The sequence below is a fragment of the Petrotoga sp. DB-2 genome, assembly GCF_054051725.1.
On record NZ_JBSVZD010000001.1, the window covers coordinates 170352 to 192533 of the forward strand.

Genomic DNA, 22182 nt, shown 5'->3' on the forward strand with positions numbered 1-22182 from the left:
AAATTTTGGTATATATAATTATAGGAGTAGCAATATTTATCTTATCTCTGCTTGTTGGAGTTAATATTGGAAACAAAAGGGTTATTTCTACATTAAAAACAAAAAAAGAAGAATTGGAAGTTGAAATAAAAAACAAACAAAAAGAAATAGATAAGATATTAAAAACAGCAGAAGAAGAAGCTAAGGCATTAAAACAAAAAGAATTACTAGAAGCAAAAGAAGAGATACATAAACTTAGACAACAATTTGATTTAGAAGCAAAGCAACAAAGAGAAGAACTTAAAACCAATGAAGAAAGATTAATAAGAAAGGAAGAAAGTTTATCAAAAAAAGAAGAAAACTTAGAAAAACTGAAAGAAAAATTGGAAGCTCAACACGAAAATGTCCAAAAATTAGAGAAAGAATTAGAGACGAAATTAAATGAAATTGCAAAAATGACTGAAGAAGAAGCACGCCAAATAGTAATAAACGAAGCAAGAGATAAGTATGAAAGAGAAATTGCCCAAAAGTTCAAAGAAATAAAAGATTATTACGAAGAAGAGGCAAAAAAATATGCCAGATGGGTTATCACTACCTCTATTCAAAGATATGCATCAGATGTTACCAGCGAAATAACAACCTCAACTGTATCCTTGCCTACAGATGACATGAAAGGAAGGATAATTGGTAGAGAGGGAAGAAACATCAGAACCTTTGAAAAACTCACAGGAGCCGATTTAATAATCGATGATACACCAGAAATAGTTGTTGTATCCTCGTTCAACCCATTAAGACGAGAGATAGCAAAAAGAACACTTGAAATGCTTGTAGCTGATGGAAGAATACATCCTGCTAGAATAGAAGAGCTATATGAGAAATCAAAAAACGAAATCCAAGAATACATAAAAGAAGTAGGAAAAGAAGCGGTAATGAGAGTAGGTATAAAACAGCCGCACCTTGAAATAATTAAACTTCTAGGTAGATTAAAATTTAGAACCAGTTATGGACAAGATGTATTGGAACATTCAATAGAGGTAGCACAATTTGCTGGAATGATGGCAAGTGAATTAGGATTGAACGTTGAACTAGCTAAAAGAGCGGCTTTATTCCATGATTTAGGAAAAGCTGTTGATCATGAAGTTGAAGGATCACACGCTATTGTTGGAGGGCAAATTGCTAAGAGATACGGAGAAAAATTAGAAGTAGTTAATGCGATACAGTATCACCATAACGAAGTTGACCCAATGACACCCGAAGCTGTTTTAGTTGCTGCAAGTGATGCGTTATCGGCATCCAGACCTGGTGCACGTAAAGAAACATTGGAAAATTACATTCGAAGAATCGAGCAACTTGAGGAAATCGCGAAATCATTCAGATACGTAGATAAAGCTTATGCAATACAAGCAGGAAGAGAATTGAGAATAATAGTTCAACCAGATAAAGTTGAAGATGAAATCGCAGAAAAATTGGCGCACGATATATCTGTTCAAATAGAGGAAAAGGTTCAATATCCTGGAGTAATCAAAGTAACCGTAATTAGAGAAAAAAGAAGCGTAGCTTATGCAAGTTAGAAATCAGTTAATATCTTAGGGGTTTATCCCCCTAAGATATTATTTTTATAATAAAATCAGGTGTTGATTATGACAGATTTTGAACTATCTGGGTACTTAATGAAAAAACGCTTTTTTCATTTATTCATGCCTGTTTTAGAATTCTTATGCTTTTGCAACTGTCAAATTCAGGACAAAATATTAGATATAAGTTATTTCTAATTCTTAATTAATCTATTTTTGATAACTGTTTTAATCAACCAAAGAGGAATTTAAGTGAGATGGCAAAGAGGAATTTAAATGGAAAAGCTGGCAGCTAATTTAAAAGAAGGAGAACTTTGTCTGTATATAGCTGCCATTTTTTCCTGGTATTACCTCGATTTTTGAATTAATTCTTTCTTTCAATTCACTTACATGAGATATTATGCCCACCATTCTTCCAGAGCTATTTAACTCTGTTAATACTTCGATTGCACTATCAAGAGAGTTTGTGTCAAGGCTGCCGAATCCTTCGTCTATAAAAATCGTATCTAAAGATATTCCACCAGCTTCGCTTTGCACCACATCGGCTAATCCTAAAGCAAGGGCTAGTGCAGCTTTAAAACTTTCTCCTCCTGAAAGTGTTTTTATTTCTCTTTCTTTTCCAGTGTAAATATCAAAAACCATGATTTCTAAGCCTTCACTCTTTCTTGCATCAAGTACCTTAGAAGATCTATGCAGCTGATATCTTCCATCTGTTAATTTGTTTAATCTTAGATTCGCTTGAGATAATATTTCTTCAAAATAATAGGCTAGTACGTATTTACTAAGACTGATCCTTGTGTTGTTATCTCCTTTGCTGACATCTCTTAAGTTCTTTATAGTTGAGTATTCTTTTTCTTGTTTTTCTATTTCTTTTATTATGGTTTCCAAATTAGTTTTTGTGGCTTTAAGCTGTTTTATTTCATATTCTAAATTCGTTTCATTTTTGATTAATTCTTCAATTTCCTTTTGTAATTGCACTATTTCATTATTTAAAGGTGTTTCATCAATTATTTTTAGATTTTTAGTGGATTCTTCTAAATCAATGAGAAGAGTCTGCTTATTCTTTAATTCTTCTTTATACTTTTGAACTTCATCCTCTAAACTTTCTATTAAGTTAATTTGTTCTTTTATTCTTTGATATTCTTGTTGGTTCTCAAATCCCATTTTTTCTATCATTTGATCGAATTTTTGTTCAGCATTTTTTACTTGATCGTCTAATTTAATTATATCTTCGGTTAAAGTTTTTATTGTTCCTTTTGAAGAATTTATTATTTCTGCGATTCTGTTAGCTTCTTCTCTTTTTTGTTCGTAAGTGTTTTTGATACCTTGGATAAATTTTCTTTTTTCTTGTATTTCGCTTATTATCCCATTTTGGGTTTTGTCTTCTAATTGTTCTTTAAGATTTGTAATTTTAGTTGCTACTTCTATAATTTCTGATTTCGATTCATCTATTATTTTTCTCAACTTTTCTCTTTGTTCTTCTAACTCTCTAATTTCTTCTTTGATCTTTTTATTATCGTTTTTCAGTGATTTGACTTTGTTGTATATTTTTATTTTTTCTTCGTATTTTTGTTTTTGCTGGTCCAATCTATCTTTAAGCATTTTTATTAAATTTTGTATATGAGTGTGTATATTCTGACTTTCTTGGGGAATTTGGAGTTCTTCACAAATTCTTTTGTATTCCGATTTAAATAAAGATACCTCTTGTGAATATTTGGTTGATACGTCTTCATAATTTTTTAGTATCGTTACCTTTTTTTTCTCTTTTTCATTTAATTTTTGATTGATTTCCTCTAGGTCTTTTTCTGTTATTAATTTTCCACTACTTTTGGCAGGAGAAGGGTGAAAGATAGATCCACAAACGGGACATGGTTCTCCTTCTTTTAGATTGGATGCGAGATGGTATGCCTGTGATTTTATAAAATCGGTAGTCTTTTTGCTTTGTTCTTCTCTTAAGTTTTGTATTTCAATCTCTATTTCTTCTTTTTCTTTTTTTACTTTCCGATAATCCTTGTGTAAGACTACCAATTCTGTGTATTTTTTAGATAATTCGTTGGCTGCAGATAATAATTTTTCATTCGTAATAATTTCGTTTTTAAGTATTTCCACGTTTATATCTTCGTTTTCCGATATATATTTTTCGTTTTGTTCCAATTTTTTTTGAGCTTTTGAAAGCTTCTCATCTCTTTCTTGGCTTTCTCTAACCTTTTCATCATAAAGTTTCTTTTTTGTATTGAATTCTTTAATTAAATTTTTGTACTCAACGTATTTATCTAATTTTTGATTGAGATCTTCAATTTCTTTTTCAACAGCGGATATCTTTTGATATTGCTTTTCAATTTCTGGTAATTTTTCGTCTATTCGTTGCTTTTCTTCCATACTTTCATCTAATATACTTTGTTGATTTTTGAGTTGGTTCTTTTTTCCGTTTAATTCTTTCAAATATTCTATGTATCTTTCTTCGTATGGAAGGATTTCTTTTGCCTTTTTTAACCTATTAAGAAGCTCTTCTTTTTCTTGAATAGACTCGGAATTTTGTTGGAGTTCTTCGATCTCTTTTTTAAGGGTTTCTTTCTTTTCAATTAGTTCATTTACCTTTTTTATATTTTCAAGATCCATATTTAGTTTTTGCAGTTTGTCTTGTTTTTGAGATTTTTGTTTTTCGGTTTCTTCCTTATAAATCTCTCTTTTTCTAATTTCCTTTGTTAATTGATCAATTAGATTTTCAGGGTCAATATTTTCTTCTTTCAACAATTGATTGTATTCTTCTGATTCAAGGTTTATTGTTTCTAGTATGTTTTTGATTTTTTGCTGTTGGGCCTTTAATCCTTTTTCTATATTTTTAAAAATCTCGTCTATTTTTTGTTCGAAACGCTCATATATACTTATGTCAAATATCTTCTTAAAGATCTCTGCTCTCTCGTTTGAATTGGCTGTTATAAACTTTCTGAATTCTCCTTGTGGAATCATTACTATCTGCTTGAATTGTTCATAGTTCAAACCTAAATATTCTTCTACCTTACTATTTACTTTTTTAACCCCAGTTTCATGTAGTATCAGTTGACCATTTTGATATATCTTTATACTAGCTTGACTATTTTGCTTTGTGGTCCCTTCACCATCTTTTTTTGATCTTTCGTAAGAAGGGGTTCTTGAGATTTCGATTATTTTATCTTTGAATTGAAATTCAAATTCCACGTATGTATCGGTGTTTTCATCTGCAAAATGAGACCTGGCTATCGCATCCCCTCTTTCGCCCATCGAACCATTTCCGTACAAAGCATAACAGATTGCGTCGAAAATCGTAGTTTTTCCTGCACCTGTTGGGCCTGTAATTAAGAACAAAGTATCGTTTCTTAATTTGTTAAAATTTATTTCTTGCTCTTCTAAAAAAGGGCCAAAGGCCTGGAATTTTAATTTTATTGGTCTCATTTTTCTTCACCACTTGCTTTTTGGAGTTCGTTGAAAATACTTGTCACTATCTGTTTCTCCTCAAAAGAGAGTTCTTGGTTTTTGACTTCTTGATAAAACAATTCAAAAAGATCTACGGGGGATATTTTCTTTATATTATAATCTCTTGTTTTTATTTCATCATTCGTTTTTAAATTAGGAAAATCAAGAGATAAAACATTTGGAAATTTTGCTCTCAGCTTGTTTATAGCATCATAAACGGGCTTGGTGTTTTCTAATATTATTTGAAGATAATCATCTGAACTCTCCATTTTCATTATGTCATCAAATGATCCTCTTATTATTTTCATATCTTTAGCCGCATTGAAGCTTAATTTTTCAACTTTTATATTTCCTTTTTCTTTCATTTCTACTAAGTTCATCCCTTTTATATGGCTTGCTTCACTGAAGGAGTACTTTAAAAGAGAACCAGAGTAATAACTATTTTTAATTTTTTGAGGTCTGTGGAGATGTCCGAGGGCAACGTAATCAAATTTTTCAAAGATGTCTGGATCCACATATTCGCTTCCTCCAATGGATAGAGGCCTTTCAGATTCGCTATTCAATCCACCCATTATGTATTCGTGGGCTATCAATACGTTTCTTTCATCTTCATCCAAATCGATACTATCAATGTAATGCTTTAAAAGCTGGGTTTTATCCTCAAAATTTATCTCAAATATATCACTAGCTTTTTGAAGGTCAACATATGGAAGCATAAAAAAATTAACAGGACCATACTCGTCATTAAAAGTGATTTTTTTGACTTCTTTTTTTAAAGTACCTTCGATATGAAGATTCATGTTAGAAAGTATACCATTCAAGAACTCAAGTCTCTCATCGCTATCGTGATTTCCTGAAATTATGAGTGTGGGGATTTTTAATTCTAGTACAATTTTAGAAAGTACTTCGTTCAATAGATTAACAGCCTCTGAAGGAGGGATGCCTCTATCGTATAAATCCCCTGCTATCAATAATACATCCGGTGGAGTTTTTGATAAATATGCCAAAAATTTGTCTAAAATATATTTTTGATCTAAGGTCATATAGTTGGAATATATTATCTTTCCAAGATGCCAATCCGCAGTATGAATAAATTTCATAGTTACCTCCAAATTCTAAAAAAGGGATGCAAGTTGCATCCCTAATCTTTCAATTTTTCAATACAATGGTTCGACATCCATGTGTTCCCAATAATCTTTGGATAATTTTTGATAGAGTGTATAAATTCTATCTCTATGTTCTTTTTCCCATTCGGCTAGATGATTCAGTATCTTTTTTAACTCTTCGTCTTCAACGCTTTCGGCAGCTTTGCTATAGAAATTCATGAAATCTTCTTCGATAAGATACGCCATTCTTAATACAGGAATATCGGATTTTACAGCAGTAAAATCACCTTGGTAAGCTATTTCTTGGGTAGCTCTTTTGGAAAAAGATTGGCCGATATCGGTAGGTTGTGAGAAATGTGCATAATCATGACTTTTTACATCTTTTATCAGACTACTTATATAATCTGCGTGATCTTTCTCCATATTACTTAATTCTTTAAAGGTTTCCTTAACCTGTTGAATCTTAACCGTGTTTGCTTTTGATTCGTAAAATTGCATTCCTTCTAATTCCTTTGATAAAGCATATTCTAATATACCAAGAGCTTTTTTTTCATTCAAAGAAAACACCTCCAAATATTTATTTTGATACTATCTTTAGTATCTTTAACATTTGATTTAAAACACCTTTTCCACACAGTCAACAAGCAACTATTTTGAATACTCTACATAAATGTAAGGTAAAAGTATATACTCTAAAATAATTGATAAGTAAAGTCCAACAATAGGGATCATTCCCAGAAGAAAAATAACAAGTAAAAGTAGAAATATTTGTAAAAAGTTTTCTCCTTTGAAAACGAAAGAATAACTCTTTTTCAGAGAATCGGTAACTGAAAGTTTGTCAATCACCAATGCACACGGAGAAAAAATTAAGAAAAGGGCTAATATTAATCCGGGGATAACATAAGCTAAAGTTCCGAGAGATATTAGAAAACCTACCACAATAGAGAGCACGATTATCTCTAAGAGAAGCTGATTAATTTGAGATAAACTATTTTTAAGATCAATTTCTTCCCCTTTTTTATATTGATCAAATAAAATAGTTACCCAAGCGATGAAAAACATCGTGGTTATACCTATGATGATTGATGATACCAAATTAGCTAAAGGTCCCATAAATCTTACAACATCAAAAAGTAAAGTAAGTATAATCCCTATAAAGACTGGTATGAGCATGACAGGATTTTTACCAACTATTTTAAATGGTTCGGTAAAAACATCACCTAGATTTATTCTCACGCATATTCCCCCCTCCAATTTTGAAGAGACTCATGTAACTTTTTCTTCTTCCAAACATCTATTTTTTTCAAACTGCAAAGTGGTATGATTGATTTCAAATTCTTCTTTTAAAACTTTGTTTAATTCATCTATACAATCATCTAAATCATACTTATTTTGGTCCAAACTTTCTTGAAGTCTTATATGGGCTTCCATATATTTGTCTTTTCCATCGGTTGTCCAAATGTGGATATGGTGAACATCTTTTACGAAATCAAATTTTTCCAACTTTGTTTTTATTTTTTCGATTTCGATATCAGTTGGAGTTCCTTGCAAGAGTATATTTATAGTATTCTTAAGTAGTGGTATACTTTCCACAAATATATACCCGCTTATCATTAGAGTAAAAATAGCATCAATGATATAAAGTTTTTGATAAATGATCAAAAATGCCCCAATAATTACAAATATAGATGAAAAGGTATCACTAAGGATATGAACAAAAGTAGCTCTGACATTTAGATTTGTTTTTGAACCAGAATGCAGTAAATATGCGGTTGCTAAATTTCCTGCTAACCCAATAAAAGCAATTGTTAGCATTATGTTACCTTGTATGATTGATGGATTTGATAATTTATTTATACCTTCAATAAGTAAATAAACAGCGATAACCATTAATATTTCTGTATTTACAAAAGCAGCAAGTGTTTCTACCCTTTTATAACCGTATGTCCTTTTTGAGTCTCGTTTCTTTTTTGATAAAACCCTTGCAATATAACTTATAAGGATTGCAGTAGTATCGTTAAGATTATGTATGGCATCGGATAATAAAGCTAAACTATTAGAAAAAATTCCACCCAATATCTCTGCTATAGTTATTCCAAAATTCAGTATAACAGAAAGAAGAAGTCTAAAATTCAGATTACTTTCTTTTTCTTCATGATTTAGATCCATAAAACCATCCTCTATTTTGTTGGCAATTCGCTTGAATCATAAACATAGATACCGTTTTCATATTTTGAATATTTCCAGTTTGGGAACGTCCATTGATTTGAAATTACTTTTGATCCAGGCTTGAGTTCTTTTTTTAACTTATTTTCTAATTCATTCATCGCAAAATCCACTTGAAAAACCGTTATAATATCGAATTTAGACAAATCTGCTTTCCAAAAGTTTTTCCAATGAATAAATGCTTTTCCTTTTAATCCGGCTCTTCTAATATTTATCCTCGAAATCAAGACTAAAAAAGGATTTATCTCAAAACCATGAGCTTGTGCACCTTTTTCAGCAAAGGCTATAACAACACGGCCATCACCCGATCCTAAATCTACCGAGATCTCGTCTCCTTTTATTTCTGCCATATCAACCATTTTTTCGACATCTCGTTTTCTACTGGGATCGAATATCGCGCCTTTTAATGAAAAAGGAATTACCCAGAAGAAAAGCAAATATAATATTAATAATGCTAAAATTGTAAAAAATATCCACATGTTTTCCCCTTTATCTCATAAACTATATAGCGAATTTACCACCTTTTGTACTTTGTTACTTCTCGCAAGAACATTTTCCTTTTTTCTCTGTCAGCTTCTTTTTCTACACCTACTGGAGGATATCCGTCTATTACTCCTAATATACCCCTTCCTTGATCACTTTCAGCTACAATTATTTGTAAAGGATTCGCTGTAGCAGCAAAAATATTAAGTACTTCTTGGACATTTAATAGTTGATTTTTGATGTTTATAGGGAAACCATTTTTAATCATTAACACAAAACAATGACCTGCTCCTATGTTTTGAGCATTATCGATAGCTACTTTAATCAGCTCATCGTCGTTCCCATCGTATCTTATAAGACGGGGACCAGAGGCCTCATTGAAAGCTAATCCAAATTTTAAAGAGGGGTTTGTTGTAACTATACTTTCATAGATATCTTCAACAGTTTTTATGAAATGTGATTGCCCTACTATTATATTCGTATCTTCAGGAATAAATAACTGTACAACATCGAGTTTTAAGTCCATCTTTCGCCTCCTGATTATTTTTTCGAAGATATTAGATTTAAAAATTTTAAAGATTAATCTCTTTTATACAATCCTACAATTTCTGTTTCTTCGATTATATGACCTTCCATAGCTTTCAATAAATCTTCTTTTTTGGTGTTTTGAGGTAAATCCAATGTTGTATCTAATGCGTAAAGTTTAAAGTGATAATGATGAACCCCATGTCCAACAGGAGGACAAGGACCCATGTATCCAGTTTGATGAGCACTGTTTTTCCCTTGATTTAATGAAAGCGGATGGGTTACTGAGTATTCTTTTGGGATCCTTTCAGGAATCTCGTCAACCAACTCAATGTTCCATGCCACCCAATGCACGAAAGTCCCCATAGGAGCGTCTGGGTCATCCATTATCAAGGCCAAAGATTTTGCTTTTTCTGGGATTCCTTCGATTAACAATGTGGGGTTAACATCCCTACCCTCGCAGGTATAAGTGCTTGGAATATAATCGTTATTTTTAAAAACTGGTGAGGAAATTTTTAAAGCCATATCAATATCCCTCCTTCTAACGATAATTTTAAGTAATTAATACCTTAATAATTCGCATTACAATTATACCATAAAAATACTATACTTCTGATGTCTTTAACCAAACCCCTACTTTTATAAGTTACTTCCCTTTTCTAGTGAATCTATTTCTAAATTTGAAATTAACGTTTTGTGAAGGAAAAATCCCCTTGTTCACTCCACGAACTTCTTCAATTGAATAAAAGGCATTTGGATTGAATTCATTAACTATATCAATAATCTTTTTTAAATCTTTTCTTCTAACCACGCTGTATATAATTTTGACAGGACCTTTCGATCCTTTCGCATCTATACTTGTTACTCCAAACCCTTCTTTATTTAAGTAATCAACTAAAGGTTGAGCTTCTTTATTAGTTATCACGCGTACTAAATTTGTTCCAATAGCTATTTTCTCTTCCAAAACGGCTCCTAGGTAATTCCCAGTAGCAAATCCCAAAGCATAAGCTATTGCATAAATAGGGTTATCCAAATTATTCATAACTTGAGAAATAGCTATAAGCCATATAATTATTTCAAAAAATCCTAATACGGATGCCCAAAACTTGATACCTTTTGAGATAAAGATGATCCTTATCGTCATCAGACTTACATCGCAAAGCCTCATAGCAAAAATTATAATGGGAAAAATTACTAGAGAAAAAAAGGTAGATTCCATAAAAGAAGAAACTTCCACTACATCTTCACCCCTTTTAATATTGATTATTTTTTGTTAACTCAAAATATCTTATCATATTTAAATGATATAATATAGAAAAATAAATAAAATTTGGAAAGGAGATATACTTTTGCGAAAAATAATTCTACTTTTTATTTCTTTGACTATCTTTAACTTGCTGTTTTCTTTGAACGTTGATTCATTCTTGAAGTCTGTAGAATTAGTAGATAGCAAAGAAAAGGTTGTTTCATTTTATTTCACTAACGACTCAGAGAGTAAAATTAATATACACATTAGTTCGCTTTTAGAGAATTCCTCTTTTGAAGTATCGTATCCAAGTGAAATTAGTTTACTTCCCTATAAAACAAAAAAAGTTGATTTTTTAGTTAAAGGTTCCAAAATTTCACAAGGTACTCATGTTCTTGCTTTTTCTGTATTGGCTGATGATAATTTACCAATAGATTCAGAGGTAGCTAAAATTAGTTTTCCAATTATTATAAAAATTGTGGATATAAATACTTCGAAAATGCAAATTTCTTTAGATATGTATTGTGATACCCCATTTTTTTCAAGCAAAGATAAACTAGGCACCTATTTCCCATTACAACTATCCAACAGTAGTAATTTGGAAGTTAATGTCTGGGGAACTTTTTCTTTGTATGAATTAAATGACGAGCAATTGATTTTTCAAAAATCCCTTTTTAAAGACCAGTCTATAAATCTCTTACCTTATACTAACAAAGAAGGTAATATTTTTATTGAAAAATATTTAGCTCCTGAAGAATACAAGATTAGAGCAGAGATATATTATGGTTATAAAGATTATTTTCAAGAAAAATACGTTTATGAAAAAGAATTTAAGATATCAGAAGATGTATACAAAGAAAGGAATGTAGTTAACGTAAATTCAGATCCAAATCAAATTTATATAAAAATACCTAAAGAAATGAGCCCTAGGGAGTATATCACGACTCCGGTAGAATTCTCTTTGGATGTAGTTAATAATGATTTTTTAGAGATCAACGTTTTTTTTGATTTTGAATTGGAAGCAGACGAACAAAGCCTTTATAATAGAAAAACAAACAATAAATATTTATCTATAACCCCTAAGGAATTATCAATACCTAAATACCAAAGAGTGGAAACAAAACTAATAGCAGATTACCGAAGATCAAATTTGGTTGAATTAAGCGGTGAATACTATACTAACTTGACTCTAATTGGAGAAAGTAACGAAGGAACAACAACGATTCTAAGTAAAATTAATATTCCAGTAACAATAGATTTTGGAGATAATGTATATAACTCAGAATCAAAAGTATCCATCGAGGAGAATAATATTTTAAACGATTTTTATAACAATATAACAATCAATTTTGAAATAGAAAATACTGGAAACTCATCTGTTAATTATGATATCTACATGAAAAAATGGAATTCTACTACAAATAATCAGGTAGGGAACACAATTATATTAAAATCCAAACAATTACTATTACCTGAACAAACAAATGAATTCACAGAGAAATTAGTTACTGAATTAGGTGTAGATAAAATTCTAATAGAGATTATTACAAGTAAAGGTACTAATCCCAATGAAATAATCAAAGTTGATAATTACTCACTAAAGATCCATAGATAAAATAAAAAGGGTGGTTCTAAAAGTTGAAAAAGGTTTTAATATTAATAATAGTTGTCTTTTCAGCCTCTTTTTACTTTTCAAATATTCATTTGAGTTTCAACGAAGCACCGCTTGAAGAAGTACTACAAAAACTTGAGGAAGTTAGTGGAAGCATTATCTTAACAAAAGCCAACACTTCAGGGAAAATTACCAAAGAAATAAATACTTTAGATTTGGAAAGTGCTTTAGATATTATCTTATATTCTACCGATTATGAATACAAAAAAGTAGGACATAATTTATACTTGGTGGGAAATTTTGATTTAATAATTCAAGGATCAGTACAAAATGCTACAGAGATTAACTTCAAAAGTTTAGAAATAACAAAAATATCAAATATTCCGATGCTTTTAAACCAAAAAGTTAGAAAAATTCCCAACTCGAATAGTATAATTTTGTTTGGCAAAGACGAATTGTCGTCTGAAATATTAGATTTTTTCAATTTTTTGGATGATAACGCAGGAAAAAACAAAGTGATCACATATTCATCTTCACACAAAATTTCAAAAAATCTCTATGATTATTTAATCTGTTTAGAAAAAAACTACGGCGACTCTCCACTTGAAAGCATGGATGCAATCGGATTCTTAGAATCAAATTTTTCGCTCCTTACGGATCTAGAAAAAGTTGAATTTTATGAGATCTTTGATATAAATAAAGCAGATGTTAATTTTAAAGAAAATATTAACAATTATTATTTGATAAAAAAAGATGAAGAATACCGTGTTTTAGTTACATCTACGTTTAATCTAGAAAACCTAACAGTCGAAGAAAAAACAAAAAATGTCTCAAATTTAAAAACCAACCTCGGAGTAAGTTATCAATTTGATTCTAACGAGATTATATCCAGTATTTCTTTGCAGTTCAACAAGTCTTACTTTAAAATCTCCTCCAACTTCAATAACAACTTTAAATTTACCTATAAAACAACCTTGAATGATCGTGTTAGAATTGGAGCTATACTGAAAAATAAAGAAGATCTGATAAATGTATCTTTTTTATTAGACGATTACGAAGATTTCAATAATTTTGGTTTATACGGTATACTTCAGGTAAACAGTCAGATAGAAGATCTAAATAGTATTTTAGTAGATATAAACGAATTAACCTACGATTTAGTGGCTGCAAAAACTTATACACTTGGTGAGAAACAAACCTCAGAATTATCTTTATATCCAGGATTTGGTCTCTCAATAAGTAAAGAAAATCAACCATCTATATACTTTAATTTCGGAGCTCAGTACGCTTTTCCTTTTCAAAAAAGCAAGGTTTTGCTTTCTTACTTATTTCATCAACACTTACACACTATAAGTTTATCATTCGAATTTTAACCGTGTTGGGCAGAAGGGTGAAACCATTATTCAACCTTCCTTAGAGGGTGGGCTGCGGGGCGAAGGGGCGCTATTAAAGTTTTTAAAGACATTATTTTCAACTTTGGGGAGGATTACAAATGTTTAGAATTTTAGTAGTAGAAGACGATAGATCCATTTCAAGGCTTTTAGAGTTGGAATTAACCCATGCAGGCTATAACGTAAAAATAGCAAAAGATGGAGGTGAAGCATTAAAACTTTATGAAAATTTTAAGCCTGATATTATATTATTGGATATAATGTTGCCCATAAGAGATGGATTTGAGGTTGCCGAGGCAATTAGAGATTACGACAATGATATTGGAATAATAATGATCACAGCCAGAGGGGAGTTAGAAAGTAAAGTTAAAGGTTTAAAAAATGCTGATGATTATGTGGTTAAACCTTTTGAAATAGAAGAAATATTGGCAAGAATAGAGGCTTTATTAAAAAGAATGGGCAAAACTAAAGAATTGATAAAAGTTGGAGACATAGAGATTTACCCTCAAAACATGGAAGTTCTTGTGAATAAAAAAAATGTTCACTTGAGTCTTACGGAATTTAACATACTCAAGCTATTGGCTCTCAATAAAAATATAGTTGTCTCAAAAGAAAAAATTTTGGAAGAGATTTGGGGATACTACGATGAAGAAAACAACAACTTAGTTGAAGTATACATCAATTATTTAAGAAAAAAATTGAAAAATTCTGCGCAAAATATAGAAACTGTGAGAGGTGTTGGCTACGTTATTAGGGAGAAAAAAAGTAAAACATAGTGCGATTTTTAGGCAAACAATTGTTTTCACAGCTATTACTATGAGTATCGTATTGGCGATTGTTGGCCTAGTGAGGATAGTTTTTGTACAATTCACACTTCAAAGTTACAACGACATGTATATAGCACAATTGAATGTAAGTGGATTGAACAGAGAAAATGCCAAAAATCCTCAAGATCCTATAGAATTACTTTACCAAATTATGCAGGATTCAAGTGTATTGAGAAGAAGTTTATTATCAAACAGGATAGTCATTTTGGATGGACAATTGATTTCAGACCCATATGGTTTGATAAAGGAAAATTTTAAAATTCCTAGGTTACCGTATCTTTATGAATCTGATGGTATGTACTACATCTTTGCAGGTGTCCCAATATTTGGTTCATCCCTTTTAATTGTCGGTGGACCATCTCTTGAACTAACAGCGCTTTTGAAAAACTTTGAAAAAGCAGTCTTTGTAATAATAACGTCTGGTTTTTTTATATCATTGTTAGTATCTTATTTTTTAGCAAAAAGTACTCTCAAACCTGTAGTCAAAATGGCAGAACAAATATCTGAAATAGATGCCAATACCATAGATAAGAGGATATCCGAACAGAAATCTCAAGAATTTGATATCTTTGCAAAAAAATTAAATTCAATGTTAGACAGAATCGAAAATGCTTTTGAGATACAAAATCAATTCGTTTCCGACGTTTCGCATGAGTTGAGAACACCTTTAACTTCTATAAATGGTTACATTAAAATGCTAAAAAGATGGGGGAAAAACGATCCCAAAATTATGGAAGAATCGCTGAACAGTATAGAAGCATCAAACGAATATTTAAGGGATCTAGTTGAAAAACTTTTGCTTCTAACTAAGAACGATTATCAAATCAAAAAAGAAAGTATAGATGTTAAAAATGTAATAGAAGAAACTTTGAATCTTTTTAAATTAGAATTGAATGAATTCAAAATAGATATACAAGGAGAAAATTTCACAGTAAACAGCTCTAATGAATATCTCTCTTTAATCCTCAAAATTTTCATTGAAAATGCAATAAAATACTCATCAAATCAAAAAGAAATAACAATAAAATTAGACCCTGATCAAAAGAGTATAAGTATACAAGACCATGGTATTGGTATTGAACAAACAAAATTAAAAAACATCTTTGAAAGGTTTTACAAAGTGGACTCTTCTCGAAGCGATAAAGGCCATGGATTAGGATTATCAATAGCAAAAAAACTAGCTGATGCGTTAGATATTGAATTAAAAGCATATTCTGAATTAGACAAAGGTAGTACTTTTACGCTGATCTTTTTGAAGTAACTGTAAGGAGGAATAAAACGTGATTTATTTTGACAACAATGCAACCACTCCTGTTGAGAGCGAGGTTGCTGATTTGATTTTGAAATATATGACAAAATACTATGCAAATCCTAACTCTATTCATCAATTTGGAGTAAATATTGAAAACGATTTAGAAGAAGCAAGAGAACAAATTTCCGATGTGTTTAAAGTTTTACCTACGGAGATCTTTTTCACCTCTTGTGCTACTGAATCAATAAATTGGGTTCTAAAAGGAGTTGCAGAAGCTAACAAAAATAGAGGCAAACATATTATAACCTCGACCATAGAACATTCTGCCGTTATTAACACACTCAAACAACTAGAAAGGAAAGATTTTGAAGTATCCTATATAAATGTGAATGATAAGGGAGTAATAGATTTAAATGAATTGTCAAAAAACATAAGGCAGGATACCATACTGGTTAGCTTAATGGCTGCGAATAACGAAGTTGGTACCTTGGAACCTATTGAAGATGCATACAAAATCATAAAAGAAAAAAATGAAGAAACATACTTCCATATTGATGCTGTACAAGCTATCGGTAAGATACCCTTTGATTTGTACAAATACAAATGTGATTTCGCTTCCTTTTCTGCCCATAAATTTCATGGCCCAAAAGGCGTAGGTATTTTTTACAAACGTAGAGGAACAAGAATATTTCCCTTCATAACAGGTGGTTCCCAAGAAAATGGGATGCGAGCAGGGACACAAAATGTACCAGGAATCATTGGCACGGCTTTAGCTTTGAAAAAATCGACCGAAAATCTTGATAAGATGAATTCAAATATAAAAAATGTTAGGGATCATCTAGCCAACGAATTACTAAACATGGGAGCAAAAATAGTCACTCCCTTAAAAAATTCTGTTCCAAATACATTAGCTTTTTTCTTTCCTAATGTAAGAGGAGATATTATTGTAAACGCCCTCTCAGAAGAAGAAATTTATGTATCAACCACTTCAGCTTGTTCAAGTAAGATTAAATCTTTTAGTAGAGTTATGGAAAGTATGGGATACAAAAATGACGAGGCAAGTGGTATGATCCGAATTAGCTTATCTCACTTGAATAATGACGATGAGGCCGAATTATTCTTGATTAAGTTAAAAAATGTCTTGAATTTTTTGAATTATTAATTTTTTAATGTATAATAAACATAAAGGGGGCGAAATTATGAGAAGCATGACCGGTTATGGGAGAATAACAAAAAATATTGGTGATTATAGTTATAATATAGAAATAAAATCTCTCAACTCCAAAAATCTAAACATCAATACTTCAATCTCACCTTTATTTTCTCCGTTAGAATTACATATTCAAAATTTGGTAAAAAAGTACTTCAAAAGGGGAACCTTGAGAATTTCAATAGATATAAAATTATTGAAGACAGACAACATAATCGATGTTGACTTAGGGTTAGCTAAGGCTTATTACAATGCCCTCAACAATTTGATCAACGAATTACATTTAGCAGATGACGTTAATTTAGAAGATTTGTTAAAATTCAAAGATATAGTCAAAATTTCCATTGATGAAAAAACTATCGATGACATTTGGGAAGGCATGAAAGAAGTTTTAAAAGAAGTAATCGAAACAGTATTGAGGTACCAAAAGGAAGAAGGAAAAGATCTAAAAGACTTTCTTACTGGTTATTTGAATGAACTTGAAGATATTGTTATTAAAATAGAAGAAAACGCTCATCAAATGAAAGAAAAATACAGAGAGCAGTTAAAACACAACGTTAATACTTTGATCAGTAATATAGATAATATCGATGAAAATAGGTTAGAAATGGAAATAGTATTATTAGCAGAAAGAGCAGACATCAGCGAAGAATTAGACAGGCTAAAAAGCCACATTAAAAGATTTAACAATTTCTTGGAAAATGAAAATAATAAAGACAGTATTGGGCAAGAACTAGATTTTATCTGTCAAGAAATGCATAGGGAATTTAACACGATCGCCTCCAAGTCAAAAATTTTAGATATAACTAACCTTTCCTTGGAAGGGAGAACTCTAGTTAATAAAATTCGAGAGCAAGTTCAAAATCTTCATTAAATTATTTATTGAATTATGGTAAATGATCAAAAATATCGTAAAGGAGTACGGATAGATTGTATATTAAAGATATTTGATGGAAGGATGGATCTAAGCTAAATATTTTTGCTGGTGGAGGTGCTCTTCATGTATGGATTGATCAACATAGGTTTTGGAAATATCGTTGTTGGTGATAGGGTTATAGCCATTGTTTCCCCTACTTCTCAACCCTTAAAAAGGTTAAAAGAAATCGCAGAGCAACAAGGAAAGCTATTAGAGGTAAACCACGGAAGAAAAACTAGAGCATTTATAATAACCGACTCTGGCCATGTTATAGCCAGCGCAATCCAACCAGAAACAATTACCAATAGATTTTTGCAGAACTATTATGACATTGAAAAAGTTTTAGACAAAATACGCAAGGAAGTATTATAACATGCAGGGATTGTTTTACATCGTTAGTGGACCATCAGGTGCAGGAAAATCTACATTGATAAAAAGTGCTTTAGACAAAATTATTGGTTTTTCTTTTTCTGTTTCCTATACCACAAGAGAAAAAAGACCTGGAGAAATTGACGGAAGAGATTATTTTTTTATCGATAAAAGTACCTTTTTTAAAATGAAAGAAGATGGAGAATTTCTCGAGTGGGCTGAGGTTCATGGAAATTATTATGCCACATCCAAAAAATTCATTGAGGAAAAGTTAAAAGAAAGTCGAGGCCTTGTTTTAGATGTCGATGTTCAAGGAGCTCTAAACATTAAAAAAATTTATAAGAACGCCATATACATTTTCATTTTACCCCCTTCAAATGAGGATCTGGAAAAAAGACTAAGAAAAAGAGGTACCGAATCACAAGATTCTTTGGAAATAAGGCTGAAAGATGCAGAATGGGAGATTTCTCATATGAAAGATTTCGATTACATAATCGTAAACCAGGAAATAAAAGAATCAACAAATCAACTGATATCTGTCCTTGTTGCAGAACAACTTAAAAGAGAAAGGTTTGATGAACGTGCTCCGTTTTTTTTTAAAAAACAACTATGAATTTTAAATTAAGAGGTGAAATCAAATGAATTTAGGAATAAATTACGATAGATTATTAAATAGAGCGAAGTATAAATATGTAATTCCTATTATTGCAGCTAAAAGGGCTGAAACTCTAAAAAACTTAGATGAACTGAAAGGGATTACTGAAAAAAAAGACTACGTAAGTATTGCCTTAAAAGAATTAGAAGAAGGTAAGATACAAGTTAAAAATTCAGCTTTATTAGATAGTTTAAGTAAATAGTCGACTACCCTCAAGGGTGATAGCTTGTAGGAAACTACGAATAAAAAGATAGTCGTGAACGGGGTAAAACTATTATCTCCTCTTCCTTAGACGGGTGGGGAGCAGGGCGAAGGGGCGCTAAATCAATTTTTAGAACTTTTTAAAACATTCATTTCGGGAGGGTAAAATGTTAGACTTAAAATATATCAGAGAGAATCCACAAGAAATAAAAGAAACTTTAACAAAAAGAAACAACGAAACTTCTATCATTGATGAAATCATCTCTCTCGATGAAGAGAGAAGGAAATTGTTGAAACAAACCGAAACTCTTAGAGCCCAAAGAAATCAAAATTCAAAATTAGTTGCTAAATTGAAAGCCCAAAAGAAAAATGATGAAGTCGATGAAATAATTAGAAAAGGAAAGGAAATATCAGATCAAATAAAAAATCTAGAATCAGACTTGAAAAACATTGAAGACAATTTAAATTACAAATTATTATGTGTGCCTAATATCCCTGACAGCACTGTACCCATTGGAAAGGATGAAAACGAAAATCTTGAATTAAGAAAATGGGGAAAACCACGAGAATTTGACTTTGAACCAAAAGCTCATTGGGATTTAGGCACTGAATTAGACCTCTTAGATTTTGATAGGGCAGCTAAACTAAGCGGATCTCGATTCACCATTTTAAAAGGAGACATAGCGCGTTTAGAGTTAGCCTTAATCAACTTCATGATCGACTTACATACAAAAGAACACGGTTACACCTTTATACTACCTCCTCATCTAGTTACAAAAGAAAGTATAACTTCATCAGGACAACTACCGAAATTCGAAGATGACCTATATAAAACTTCTTTGGATCAAATGTACCTTATTTCTACAGCGGAAGTTTCTCTGGCAGCTTTACACAGAAACGAAACCTTAGAATTAAATTCACTCCCTTTAAAATATGTTGCTTATACACCCTGTTACAGAAGAGAAGCCGGTAGTTATGGAAAAGACGTAAGAGGAATGATCAGACAACACCAATTCAATAAAGTAGAATTATTTTGGTATACTACTCCCGAAGAATCCTCCCAAGCATTAGAAGAATTAACAAGTCATGCAGAAAAGGTGCTACAACAATTGAATTTACCATATAGAGTGGTTGCTCTATGTACCGGAGATTTAGGTTTTGCAGCTTCCAAAACGTATGACTTGGAGGTGTGGTTGCCTAGTTACAATGATTATAAAGAAATATCATCATGTTCAAATACAAAAGATTTTCAAGGAAGAAGAGGCAACATAAGGTACAGAGACAAAGAAAACAAGTTAAATTTTGTTCACACACTAAATGGTTCAGGATTAGCAGTGGGAAGAACTTTAGTAGCTATAATGGAAAATTATCAAACAGCTAATGGGAAGATAAAAATTCCTGAAAAACTCATACCTTACATGGGGAAAGAGTTCATAGGTTGATTATAAATGCCAAATACGTTTTACGGCAAAAAAATAAATGAAGAAATTATTTTAAACAAAGAAGAAACCGCACACATAAAAATAACAAAAAAAGTCGAAGGGGAAATAATAAAAGTAATAACGGGAGATGGCTTTATATATACTGCAACAATAGTAAAAATAGGTAAAAAAGAAACGATCCTTGAAATTATAGACAAAGAAAAACCACAAGAAAATTACAAACCATATGTATCAGTATATTTGGGTATGAGTAAATGGGATAGAATGCATTTGCTATTAGAAAAAATGGTTGAATTAAGGGCGAATACTTTTTATCTTTACCGAGGGGAAAAATCAGATATAAATTATAAAAATTTGAACAAGTTTCAAAGGTCCATAATAGGAACTTCTAAACAAACTGTTTTTGCCCATATTCCCCAAATTAATTTTGTAAAATTCAAGGAAATTCCTAAGAAAGACACTCTAGTACTGGACTTAGATGGAAAAAATGATAATTTAAGAAAAGTCTTAAAAGAATTAAAAGGTAGCCAAAAAATAAACTTAGTTGTTGGTCCAGAGTATGGATTTTCAAAAAGAGAAAAAGAATTTTTTGCTACAAACGAATTCAAAACTGTTAATTTGGGTAAAAGTATCTTTCGTTTTGAAACTTCTGTTATATATGCAATGAGTATCATTAACTATGAATACAACAGATTATTTATTTAAGGGGGGTAGTTAAAATGCCAGAATGGCTTCAAACAACGATCAATTATTTAATAAGAATTGGAATTAGTCTCGCAATCCTCTTTATCGCTAGGTATTTGGCTAAACTTATGTATAAAATCATAATAACCACAGCAGAAAAAAGCGGTAGAGTAACGCTTCAATACAGGAAATCTTTAATGACAATATTGAACATAGCTATGTATACCTTAGGTGGTTTTATCATTATTTCTGTTATTTTTACCAACCTTAGCGCTTTTTTGGCTGGGTTAGGTATAAGTGGTATAATAGTCGCCTTTGCTGTACAAGAACCTCTTGGTAACTTAATCTGTGGATTTTTAATAATGTTGAACCATTTAGTAGTAGATGGTGAAGCTGTGGAAATAAATGGAATATCTGGATCAGTAGAAGAGATAAACGTTAACCACGTGGTCATAAGAACATGGGATGGGAGAAGAGTTCATCTTCCTAGTAGAGAAGTATGGTCAAGCAAGATCATTCATTATTGGCCTACCACCATAAGAAGAAACGAGGTAAAAGTTGGAGTATCTTATTCATCCGATCTGAACAAGGTAATAAACATAATAGATGAAGCAGTACGATCAGCTGAATTAGTGCATATAGATGATGACCATCAACCAATGATTCTTTTCGATGGATACGCCGATTCTTCTATAAACTTTATTGTACGGTTTTGGGCAAAACAAGAAAATTTCCTTGCTTCGTCGATGGATGTAGCAAAGTCGATTAAACAAAAATTCGAAGAAAATAAAGTCGAGATACCTTTCAACCAATTAGACCTTCACATAAAAGAAGTTCCCACTGAAATAACCCAAAACAAAGAAAAAATTTAAATTATACAAATTTTTAAAGAGGCGGTGAAAACCGCCTTTCTTAATTTTGCAGCCTTGTGTGGGGTGGGGAGCGGGGCGAAGGGGCGCTAAAATACTTTTTGCTGATCTGTGCAAAAGATGAGCTTAATGGTTATATTTCACTGTTTTTTAGGTTCTTAG

The 22182-nt window shown here is 31.3% G+C and carries 22 protein-coding genes; 13 read left to right on the forward strand and 9 right to left on the reverse strand.

Annotation, left to right across the window (positions count from 1 at the left end; translation table 11 throughout):
- Positions 1–2: 2 nt before the first annotated feature.
- Entirely contained in the window at positions 3–1550 is a 1548-nt protein-coding gene (gene rny, locus ACW9JY_RS00820) for a ribonuclease Y (RefSeq protein ID WP_457283046.1), read from the forward strand.
- A 300-nt stretch (positions 1551–1850) separates the two neighbouring features.
- Here the strand turns inward: rny and ACW9JY_RS00825 are convergent, their stop codons facing one another.
- From ACW9JY_RS00825 to ACW9JY_RS00865, 9 genes are all read right to left on the reverse strand, one after another.
- Positions 1851–4985 (reverse strand): AAA family ATPase, encoded by a 3135-nt coding sequence (locus ACW9JY_RS00825; protein ID WP_457283009.1) that lies wholly within the window; start codon positions 4983–4985, stop codon positions 1851–1853.
- On the reverse strand, positions 4982–6106 hold the full coding sequence (locus ACW9JY_RS00830) for an exonuclease SbcCD subunit D (protein ID WP_457283010.1): 1125 nt from the start codon (positions 6104–6106) through the stop codon (positions 4982–4984). The genes ACW9JY_RS00825 and ACW9JY_RS00830 overlap by 4 nt, the downstream gene beginning before the upstream one ends.
- A 57-nt stretch (positions 6107–6163) precedes the next feature.
- A complete protein-coding gene (locus ACW9JY_RS00835) occupies positions 6164–6670 on the reverse strand; it encodes a ferritin-like domain-containing protein (protein ID WP_457283011.1) in 507 nt (168 codons plus the stop codon).
- A gap of 90 nt (positions 6671–6760) precedes the next feature.
- On the reverse strand, positions 6761–7348 hold the full coding sequence (locus ACW9JY_RS00840; protein WP_457283012.1) for a hypothetical protein: 588 nt from the start codon (positions 7346–7348) through the stop codon (positions 6761–6763).
- A gap of 30 nt (positions 7349–7378) precedes the next feature.
- Positions 7379–8281 (reverse strand): cation diffusion facilitator family transporter, encoded by a 903-nt coding sequence (locus ACW9JY_RS00845; protein WP_457283013.1) that lies wholly within the window; start codon positions 8279–8281, stop codon positions 7379–7381.
- An 11-nt stretch (positions 8282–8292) separates the two neighbouring features.
- Entirely contained in the window at positions 8293–8817 is a 525-nt protein-coding gene (locus tag ACW9JY_RS00850; protein WP_457283014.1) for a class I SAM-dependent methyltransferase, read from the reverse strand.
- Positions 8818–8852: 35 nt separating this feature from the next.
- Positions 8853–9347: an adenosine-specific kinase gene (locus ACW9JY_RS00855; RefSeq protein WP_457283015.1), complete on the reverse strand. Its 495-nt coding sequence runs from the start codon at positions 9345–9347 to the stop codon at positions 8853–8855.
- A gap of 53 nt (positions 9348–9400) precedes the next feature.
- Positions 9401–9871 (reverse strand): YbhB/YbcL family Raf kinase inhibitor-like protein, encoded by a 471-nt coding sequence (locus ACW9JY_RS00860; RefSeq protein ID WP_457283016.1) that lies wholly within the window; start codon positions 9869–9871, stop codon positions 9401–9403.
- 121 nt (positions 9872–9992) lie between these two features.
- Positions 9993–10583 carry a DUF2179 domain-containing protein gene (locus ACW9JY_RS00865; RefSeq protein WP_457283017.1) on the reverse strand — a complete coding sequence of 197 codons (591 nt, stop codon included), beginning with the start codon at positions 10581–10583 and terminating at the stop codon, positions 9993–9995.
- A gap of 112 nt (positions 10584–10695) precedes the next feature.
- Between ACW9JY_RS00865 and ACW9JY_RS00870 the strand changes: the two genes are divergently transcribed.
- The 12 genes from ACW9JY_RS00870 (at position 10696) to ACW9JY_RS00925 (ending at position 22023) form a co-directional block, all read left to right on the forward strand.
- A complete protein-coding gene (locus tag ACW9JY_RS00870; protein WP_457283018.1) occupies positions 10696–12207 on the forward strand; it encodes a hypothetical protein in 1512 nt (503 codons plus the stop codon).
- A 23-nt stretch (positions 12208–12230) separates the two neighbouring features.
- On the forward strand, positions 12231–13577 hold the full coding sequence (locus tag ACW9JY_RS00875; protein ID WP_457283019.1) for a hypothetical protein: 1347 nt from the start codon (positions 12231–12233) through the stop codon (positions 13575–13577).
- Positions 13578–13696: 119 nt separating this feature from the next.
- Positions 13697–14371 carry a response regulator transcription factor gene (locus ACW9JY_RS00880; RefSeq protein WP_457283020.1) on the forward strand — a complete coding sequence of 225 codons (675 nt, stop codon included), beginning with the start codon at positions 13697–13699 and terminating at the stop codon, positions 14369–14371.
- Positions 14331–15683: a sensor histidine kinase gene (locus tag ACW9JY_RS00885; protein ID WP_457283021.1), complete on the forward strand. Its 1353-nt coding sequence runs from the start codon at positions 14331–14333 to the stop codon at positions 15681–15683. Before ACW9JY_RS00880 ends, ACW9JY_RS00885 begins: the two co-directional genes overlap by 41 nt.
- Before the next feature lie 19 nt (positions 15684–15702).
- On the forward strand, positions 15703–16836 hold the full coding sequence (locus ACW9JY_RS00890; RefSeq protein WP_457283022.1) for a cysteine desulfurase family protein: 1134 nt from the start codon (positions 15703–15705) through the stop codon (positions 16834–16836).
- A 37-nt stretch (positions 16837–16873) separates the two neighbouring features.
- The gene (locus ACW9JY_RS00895; protein WP_457283023.1) at positions 16874–17758 is read left to right on the forward strand and encodes a YicC/YloC family endoribonuclease; all 885 of its coding nucleotides are present in this window, start codon (positions 16874–16876) and stop codon (positions 17756–17758) included.
- Between the two features lie 126 nt (positions 17759–17884).
- Positions 17885–18172 carry a DUF370 domain-containing protein gene (locus ACW9JY_RS00900; RefSeq protein WP_012207955.1) on the forward strand — a complete coding sequence of 96 codons (288 nt, stop codon included), beginning with the start codon at positions 17885–17887 and terminating at the stop codon, positions 18170–18172.
- A 1-nt stretch (position 18173) separates the two neighbouring features.
- Positions 18174–18782: a guanylate kinase gene (gene gmk, locus ACW9JY_RS00905; protein ID WP_457283024.1), complete on the forward strand. Its 609-nt coding sequence runs from the start codon at positions 18174–18176 to the stop codon at positions 18780–18782.
- 25 nt (positions 18783–18807) lie between these two features.
- A complete protein-coding gene (locus tag ACW9JY_RS00910) occupies positions 18808–19026 on the forward strand; it encodes a DNA-directed RNA polymerase subunit omega (protein WP_457283025.1) in 219 nt (72 codons plus the stop codon).
- Positions 19027–19192: 166 nt separating this feature from the next.
- Positions 19193–20467, forward strand: coding sequence for a serine--tRNA ligase (serS, locus tag ACW9JY_RS00915; RefSeq protein ID WP_457283026.1), 1275 nt, complete (start codon positions 19193–19195; stop codon positions 20465–20467).
- Between the two features lie 6 nt (positions 20468–20473).
- Positions 20474–21172: a 16S rRNA (uracil(1498)-N(3))-methyltransferase gene (locus ACW9JY_RS00920; RefSeq protein WP_103078954.1), complete on the forward strand. Its 699-nt coding sequence runs from the start codon at positions 20474–20476 to the stop codon at positions 21170–21172.
- 14 nt (positions 21173–21186) lie between these two features.
- Complete coding sequence (locus ACW9JY_RS00925; protein ID WP_103078955.1) at positions 21187–22023, forward strand: mechanosensitive ion channel family protein; 837 nt, start codon at positions 21187–21189, stop codon at positions 22021–22023.
- The last annotated feature ends 159 nt before the right edge of the window (positions 22024–22182 follow it).

Bases quoted from the DNA above. Each gene is read 5' to 3' on its own strand.
- ACW9JY_RS00825 (WP_457283009.1), bottom strand. From the start codon at position 4,985: ATGAGACCAATAAAATTAAAATTCCAGGCCTTTGGCCCTTTTTTAGAA.
- ACW9JY_RS00830 (WP_457283010.1), bottom strand. From the start codon at position 6,106: ATGAAATTTATTCATACTGCGGATTGGCATCTTGGAAAGATAATATAT.
- ACW9JY_RS00845 (WP_457283013.1), bottom strand. From the start codon at position 8,281: ATGGATCTAAATCATGAAGAAAAAGAAAGTAATCTGAATTTTAGACTT.
- ACW9JY_RS00850 (WP_457283014.1), bottom strand. From the start codon at position 8,817: ATGTGGATATTTTTTACAATTTTAGCATTATTAATATTATATTTGCTT.
- ACW9JY_RS00855 (WP_457283015.1), bottom strand. From the start codon at position 9,347: ATGGACTTAAAACTCGATGTTGTACAGTTATTTATTCCTGAAGATACG.
- ACW9JY_RS00860 (WP_457283016.1), bottom strand. From the start codon at position 9,871: ATGGCTTTAAAAATTTCCTCACCAGTTTTTAAAAATAACGATTATATT.
- ACW9JY_RS00880 (WP_457283020.1), top strand. From the start codon at position 13,697: ATGTTTAGAATTTTAGTAGTAGAAGACGATAGATCCATTTCAAGGCTT.
- ACW9JY_RS00895 (WP_457283023.1), top strand. From the start codon at position 16,874: ATGAGAAGCATGACCGGTTATGGGAGAATAACAAAAAATATTGGTGAT.
- ACW9JY_RS00900 (WP_012207955.1), top strand. From the start codon at position 17,885: ATGTATGGATTGATCAACATAGGTTTTGGAAATATCGTTGTTGGTGAT.
- gmk (WP_457283024.1), top strand. From the start codon at position 18,174: ATGCAGGGATTGTTTTACATCGTTAGTGGACCATCAGGTGCAGGAAAA.
- ACW9JY_RS00910 (WP_457283025.1), top strand. From the start codon at position 18,808: ATGAATTTAGGAATAAATTACGATAGATTATTAAATAGAGCGAAGTAT.
- serS (WP_457283026.1), top strand. From the start codon at position 19,193: ATGTTAGACTTAAAATATATCAGAGAGAATCCACAAGAAATAAAAGAA.
- ACW9JY_RS00920 (WP_103078954.1), top strand. From the start codon at position 20,474: ATGCCAAATACGTTTTACGGCAAAAAAATAAATGAAGAAATTATTTTA.
- ACW9JY_RS00925 (WP_103078955.1), top strand. From the start codon at position 21,187: ATGCCAGAATGGCTTCAAACAACGATCAATTATTTAATAAGAATTGGA.